The 5,820-nt window shown below is 56.3% G+C and carries 8 protein-coding genes and 1 pseudogene; 7 read left to right on the top strand and 2 right to left on the bottom strand.

What is annotated here, in order from left to right:
* Positions 1-136 precede the first annotated feature (136 nt).
* From HMPREF3164_RS09035 to HMPREF3164_RS09010, 6 genes are all read left to right on the top strand, one after another.
* Complete coding sequence (locus HMPREF3164_RS09035) at positions 137-670, top strand: TrbC/VirB2 family protein (protein WP_139044864.1); 534 nt, start codon at positions 137-139, stop codon at positions 668-670.
* A 54-nt stretch (positions 671-724) separates the two neighbouring features.
* On the top strand, positions 725-934 hold the full coding sequence (locus HMPREF3164_RS09030; protein ID WP_070450622.1) for a hypothetical protein: 210 nt from the start codon (positions 725-727) through the stop codon (positions 932-934).
* A 23-nt stretch (positions 935-957) separates the two neighbouring features.
* Complete coding sequence (locus HMPREF3164_RS09025; RefSeq protein ID WP_048755328.1) at positions 958-1,164, top strand: hypothetical protein; 207 nt, start codon at positions 958-960, stop codon at positions 1,162-1,164.
* A gap of 411 nt (positions 1,165-1,575) precedes the next feature.
* A complete protein-coding gene (locus HMPREF3164_RS09020; protein WP_070450707.1) occupies positions 1,576-2,472 on the top strand; it encodes a metal ABC transporter substrate-binding protein in 897 nt (298 codons plus the stop codon).
* Positions 2,473-2,602: 130 nt separating this feature from the next.
* The gene (locus tag HMPREF3164_RS09015) at positions 2,603-3,379 is read left to right on the top strand and encodes a metal ABC transporter ATP-binding protein (RefSeq protein WP_048755447.1); all 777 of its coding nucleotides are present in this window, start codon (positions 2,603-2,605) and stop codon (positions 3,377-3,379) included.
* Position 3,380: 1 nt separating this feature from the next.
* Positions 3,381-4,250, top strand: coding sequence for a metal ABC transporter permease (locus HMPREF3164_RS09010; RefSeq protein WP_048755327.1), 870 nt, complete (start codon positions 3,381-3,383; stop codon positions 4,248-4,250).
* A 134-nt stretch (positions 4,251-4,384) separates the two neighbouring features.
* Here the strand turns inward: HMPREF3164_RS09010 and HMPREF3164_RS09005 are convergent, their stop codons facing one another.
* Positions 4,385-5,101, bottom strand: a complete 717-nt coding sequence (locus HMPREF3164_RS09005; RefSeq protein WP_048780209.1) for a metal-dependent transcriptional regulator — start codon at positions 5,099-5,101, stop codon at positions 4,385-4,387.
* 126 nt (positions 5,102-5,227) lie between these two features.
* On the opposite strand from HMPREF3164_RS09005, the gene HMPREF3164_RS09000 reads away from it, so the two are divergent.
* On the top strand, positions 5,228-5,626 hold the full coding sequence (locus HMPREF3164_RS09000; protein WP_070450620.1) for a thiol-disulfide oxidoreductase DCC family protein: 399 nt from the start codon (positions 5,228-5,230) through the stop codon (positions 5,624-5,626).
* 108 nt (positions 5,627-5,734) lie between these two features.
* On the opposite strand, the pseudogene HMPREF3164_RS11570 reads toward HMPREF3164_RS09000, so the two are convergent.
* A pseudogene (locus tag HMPREF3164_RS11570) lies at positions 5,735-5,820 on the bottom strand (recombinase RecJ); the annotation flags it as partial.

Raw genomic sequence — 5,820 nt, 5'->3', positions numbered from 1 at the left:
CCCCCCCCCCCCCGGATTCTGCACCGAAACTGTTTGACGGGCGAACCGTATGCTCCTGTGAGGCCGTGACGAAGAGGCCGACATGCATCGACCGCTCCTTGCTATGGTGAAGTTACTGTTAGTGAGGGAGTGGTACATGAATCAGCTCGATAGGAACCAAGCATTCAGGTATAGAACTATTTTTGTGGTACTTGGGGTACTACTCAGTATTTTTCTCGTGATCGTCTTGTTGGTTGCCCTGGCTTCAGATGATCCTTGGTGGAAAAGCTTTCGAGAAACTATTCGTGACAGTGCTGGTTTTCTGACTCTTATAGGCGCATTGGTAACTGCTGGTATTTTAGTCTGGACTAACCGTGCCCGAATGCGTGAAGCAGCGAGTGCGGATTTTCGAGACCAGATGCAGTGGGCGGCAGAACATGTTGGTAATGCAGAAAGACCGTATGAGCAACTTTTTGCGATGTTGCTTATTAACCGATATGGAGAGCAGCCGCCTAAATGGCTTCCTTCAGTCGATCGGGGTATAGCCACTGACCTGCAAGAGGCGGTTCAGAAGACCCTAGAGGTTCCGGAAGACAGCATTGTAATCCCGGCACGTGCATACAACGATACTTCACCAAATACACCTGCATCAGATGGAGTGCATGAATCAGATCAAGAGTATAATAGCTAGTACACCCTTATGCTAGGTAGCATATTACTGGGCAGTGGATGTAAGGAGTTACTTATGAAAGCCATAAGTATTCGTAAAGCGGCTGACGGCGGGAACGTCATACGTCCTGTCGAAAACCAAGACGAGATTCTTCGTGGTTATATCGCACAAAATTATCGAGATATTGAACGTCAGGTGAAGGAACGCGAACGTCTTAAAGCTGAGCCCAAGAAGGGTCTCTGGAATAGTTTGCTTGGGCGTTTAGGTCTGCGCTCTTCTTCATAAACTGAAAGTACTGAGGGAGAAAATTGACGACCGTTTTTTATCGTGGTGAGCGCCGCGACGTTAAGTCGTTTACTCCCGAGGAGCGCAAAGATTTTTTGCAGCGTAACCAACGTGAGATTAATGAAGCCAAAGAAGCCATTGCAGGTATGAAGGCTCGTATTGCCGAGTTAGAGCGCATTCAGGCGATGAACCCAATACGCCGCTGGTTCTACCAGAAATTCCATATTTAGCGGAATCCCGAACACGTAGACCCGCACGATTGCCCGCTCAAGGGCGCATCGTGCGGGTATTTTTATGCGCATAGATTCAGACAGCAGCCTCGCATCTTGGCTCGCTAAATCATAGCCTGAATCCCCATACTTCGAATAAGGTTCGCCGGGGCGTGTGGTTAAACACGTGTAGCCTCAGTTGAAAAGTTCGGCATGACGAACTATTGTTGAATTATCCTGTTTCGCGCCGGTTTATCGAGGATGATCGACATTTAGGTACGAAGCCTCAATGAGTCGGAGGCGATTCCTACAGGTCAGCAGGGTAATGCATCCGTAGCATAAGAAAGCGAAATCATGACAACCGTATTCACTGCGCACCGTCACGGTGCGAACACTAACACTGTAAGTACCGCACATCCGCGCCGCTTTCTCATGCTGGGGATAGCCCTGGCTAGTATTCTTGTGCTTCTGCTCAGCGCCTGCACTTCGGCGGGGAAGCAAGAAGAAAAGAAGACTGTGCTCACCACCTTCACCGTGCTGGCGGACATCGCTAAAAACGTTGCAGGTGATCACCTGAATGTCGAATCGCTGACCAAACCCGGTACCGAAATTCACGAGTACGAACCCACTCCCAGCGATATTAAGAAGGCGCATCGTGCCGATTTGGTGCTCGATAACGGGCTGAACCTGGAAAGCTGGTTTACCAAGTTCGTGCAGGATTCTAACGCCCCGCACGCCACCGTGAGCGAGGGGGTGCAGCCGATCAATATTGCCGAGGATGCTTATGCCGGCAAACCCAACCCGCATTCGTGGATGAGCCCCAAGAACGTGCAGATTTACGTGGATAATATGGTGCGCGAATTCAGTAAGCTTGACCCCGCCCATGCCGATGATTACCGCACCAATGGGGAAAATTATAAGAAACAGCTGCAGCAGGTTCAGGATGAGCTGGTGCGCGATGTTAGCGTTCTGCCCGAGAATCAGCGGGCGCTCGTAACCTGCGAAGGTGCTTTCTCATACTTGGCGGCGGATGCCGGTCTCAAGGAAAAATACATTTGGGCGGTGAACTCTGAACAGCAGGCAACCCCCTCGCAGCTAAGCTCGACCATTGATTTTGTGCGCGAGAACCAGGTGCCCGCCGTATTCTGTGAGTCTACCGTCTCGGATGACCCCATGCGCCAGGTCGTGGATGCGACTGGCGCCAAATTCGGCGGCGTGCTTTATGTCGATTCCCTCTCTGAGGCGAATGGTCCGGTTCCTACCTATCTTGATATGATTCGTCACGATGCGCGCACCATTGTCGCGGGGCTGACGGGCAAGCAATCTTAGCCGGTCGGCGGGGGAGTAGGCCGTCGCATACCGCGCCCCGCCGGTGTGTAGTGAGGAAGCCCCACCGTCACGGACGATGAGCGGGGCTTAGAAGAAGTACGGGAACGAAATTTTGTCGGATACAAAACCTATGGAAACACTGCTGAAAGTCGAAAATTTGGGCGTCCATTATGGAACCGTGCGCGCCCTGTACGAGACTACTTTCGAGCTTGGTACCGGGAGTATATGCGGACTGATCGGCATGAACGGTTCGGGAAAATCGACCCTCTTCAAAGCCATTATGGGTGTTATTCCCGCGCATACCGGAACCGTGGAGATCGCGGGCAAAGAACCATACCTTGCGCGTAAAAACGGCATTGTCAGTTATGTGCCGCAGAGCGAGGAAATAGACTGGAGCTTCCCCGTCTCGGTGCGTGAGGTCGTGGCGATGGGGCGGTACCGCGGGCTGGGCATCACCCGTCGGCTGCGTGCCACCGATAAGCAGGCGGTCGAGCACGCCCTAGAGCGCGTGGAGCTGACCGAGCTTGCTCATCGTCAAATCGGGGCACTCTCGGGCGGACAGCGCAAGCGGGCATTCGTGGCGCGGGCGATAGCGCAAGGCGCGCGGCTTCTGTTACTTGATGAGCCCTTCGCAGGAGTGGATAAAAGGTCAGAATCCATGCTCATTCAGGTGTTGAAGCAGATGCGCAGCGAGGGTGCCACCGTGCTGGTTTCAACCCATGATTTGGCGTCTCTACGAGCCTTTGCCGACGATGCTCTGCTGCTGCGTCAAACGATTTTGATGCACGACACCCCGCAGGCGGTGTTAGCACCCGAAAATTTGGTGCAGGCGTTCGGTATGCAGGTTCAGGCGGGCGCCGATAGCGGCGCATCCGACGAGCAGACCCGGCGTGAGAAGGGAGAATAGCATGAGCATTCTGGATTACCTGGTGGAACCGTTCACCCTTCCCTTCATGACGCGCGCCATGGTCGTTACCGTGATTGCCGCCGTGGTCTGTGCGCTGCTTTCCTGCTGGCTCGTGATGCTCGGCTGGTCGCTCATGGGCGATGCGATCTCGCACGCGGTACTGCCCGGCGTGGTGCTCGCCTATATTGCGGGCATCCCCTTTGCCGTGGGGGCGGTGATCGCCGCACTCGTGGCCGTCACCCTGATCGGCGCGGTACAGCGCAGCGGGCGCGTGCGTGAGGACGCCGCTATCGGTATTGTCTTCACAACTCTTTTTGCGCTCGGGCTCGTACTGGTTTCAGTGACACCCTCAAGCACCGACCTGAACCATATTCTTTTCGGGAACGTGCTGGGCGTATCCTGGCCGGATGTCTGGCAGGTAGCTATTCTCGCCGTCATCGTGGCGGGTGTCCTGCTGATTAAACGCCGCGATTTTATTCTGTACGCCTTCGACCGCGGGTTCGCGCACGCTATCGGGCTGCGCCCCAGGGTTCTTGGCGCGCTGCTTCTGGTGATGCTGGCGCTCACGAGCGTGGTGGCGCTGCAGATCGTAGGAGTCGTGCTCGTAGTCGCCATGCTTGTGATTCCCGGATCGACCGCACGTCTGCTCACCGACCGTTTCACGCCAATGCTCGCGGTCTCGGTCGGGGTGTCGGTGCTGGGTACGCTCGTGGGGCTTTATAGTAGCTACCACCTGGATATTTCACCCGGCGGTGCCGTAGTCGTTACCCAGGGCATTATTTTCTTGACCGTGTATATATTCGCCCCGCGCTACGGAATTCTGGGACGGATGCGCGCGGCACGCCGCCCGGCAGAACAGGCTGAAGTCTAGGTTTGCGGCAGGTTCGCGCGGGAGCATGAGTGCACTCGGTGGCCAAGGCTCTCACCGGGCGCAAGCCGCACACGATGCGCCTAAGGGTACCCAACTTAGCCTCCGAGCCTCGAGGCAAAATTACCGGGGCAAAGCTATGACGGGCGAGAGACAAAAAGCCCAGCCGCTGCGACGGTTCCTAAGGGTATAGCACCCGACCCCGGGTTTTGAGCGGCAGGAGCATCGGAATGATTGGCGTGCGCGAGAACCCGCACGTTAACCGCCTCCGAAAAAGGGGCGCCCTCTTCAAGAAGTAAACGCGCGCCGGGAACAAAACCGTGATCCTGCAGATAGCGCAGCAGCCTCGGGTCGGAATCGGTGATCCGCTCCAAAACCACGCGCTCGCCGGGCTCGCACTGGGTGAGCGGAACGGTCTGTGGGAATGAGATACGCCCGGACGCATCCGGAATAGGGTCGCCGTGCGGGTCGCGCGTAGGATGGTTCAGAATCGCGTCTATACGCTCAATCATGAAATCAGAGACCGCATGTTCGAGAACTTCGGCTTCGTCATGCACGCGGTCCCAGGTGTAACCCAGAGTTTCCACCAGGAAAGTTTCGATCAGACGATGGCGGCGAATCATGGCGACCGCATAGGTGCGCCCCAGCGGGGTGAGCTCGATGGCGCCGTAGCGCTGATGATCGATCAGATCGGCCGCCGCAAGTCGTTTAAGCCCGTCTGAGACCGAAGAAACCCGCAGCCCCATGCGTTCGGCTAGGGCGGATGCGGTCGCAGGAGCTTCCGTCCACTCTTCAAGTGACCAGATGGTTTTGAGGTAGTTCTGGGTGCTCACAGATAGTTCTGACAAGGGCATAAGGATAAGTTTACCGAAGTTCGGGTTCGGGTGTGCCTTTTCTTACCGCGAGCAGATAGTATTTCGACGAAAAGATAACGAATTGCTATCTGCTCGCGCGTGGGTAGTCTCGGTTAGGATGGGGTCATGAGCGTTCTTCTGTACGACCCCGATTGCGGTTTCTGCACCGCGAGCGCGAATCTGCTGCGTCGCCTCGAACCGAGGGCGCGTATTTTGCCTGGAACGCCCGAAAATCTTGTGCAGTACCGCGTGGATGCGCGCCGTTTCGCCCACGCTTTGCCGTTCATTAACGATGCCGGGCAGATCATCTACGGTTCGGATGCGATCGCCCTGACCCTGCGCACGTGCTCGGATGCGACGCTGCGCGGCAAATGCCTGCGTGCCGCCGGGGTTCTCCTGCTGAACCCGCCGATGCGCCCCGTCGCGCACCGAGCGTACCGTTTGGTGGCGGGGCACCGGGCACAGATTTCTCGCCTTACTTCTCGCTTGGGGTGTACCTCTTCGTGCGCGGTAAAACCGGCCTAAGACGCGAATTTTTTGCGGAGTATTCCCGTAATAAGCATTTGAGAAGTACTTTTATATGGCGGGAGGCGATGGTGTATCCAGCCGGTTGAGCAGGTCGAGTACCGCCGGGCGTGCCGCCTCCACGGCAAGCCGCGAGAATTCGAGGGCGTCGCCGGTGCAATCGTTCGTGCTGACCGTTCCCAGTGCCCCGGCGA

The sequence above is a fragment of the Rothia sp. HMSC08A08 genome, assembly GCF_001808385.1.
Classification (GTDB): domain Bacteria; phylum Actinomycetota; class Actinomycetes; order Actinomycetales; family Micrococcaceae; genus Rothia; species Rothia dentocariosa.
Note: the sequence above shows the minus strand (reverse complement) of the source record. Positions and strands in the feature narration are given on the sequence as shown.

What these genes read in the sequence shown, in the direction of transcription:
- HMPREF3164_RS09035 (WP_139044864.1), top strand. Translation starts at nt 137, where the DNA reads ATGAATCAGCTCGATAGGAACCAAGCATTCAGGTATAGAACTATTTTT.
- HMPREF3164_RS09030 (WP_070450622.1), top strand. Translation starts at nt 725, where the DNA reads ATGAAAGCCATAAGTATTCGTAAAGCGGCTGACGGCGGGAACGTCATA.
- HMPREF3164_RS09020 (WP_070450707.1), top strand. Translation starts at nt 1,576, where the DNA reads ATGCTGGGGATAGCCCTGGCTAGTATTCTTGTGCTTCTGCTCAGCGCC.
- HMPREF3164_RS09015 (WP_048755447.1), top strand. Translation starts at nt 2,603, where the DNA reads ATGGAAACACTGCTGAAAGTCGAAAATTTGGGCGTCCATTATGGAACC.
- HMPREF3164_RS09010 (WP_048755327.1), top strand. Translation starts at nt 3,381, where the DNA reads ATGAGCATTCTGGATTACCTGGTGGAACCGTTCACCCTTCCCTTCATG.
- HMPREF3164_RS09005 (WP_048780209.1), bottom strand. Translation starts at nt 5,101, where the DNA reads ATGCCCTTGTCAGAACTATCTGTGAGCACCCAGAACTACCTCAAAACC.
- HMPREF3164_RS09000 (WP_070450620.1), top strand. Translation starts at nt 5,228, where the DNA reads ATGAGCGTTCTTCTGTACGACCCCGATTGCGGTTTCTGCACCGCGAGC.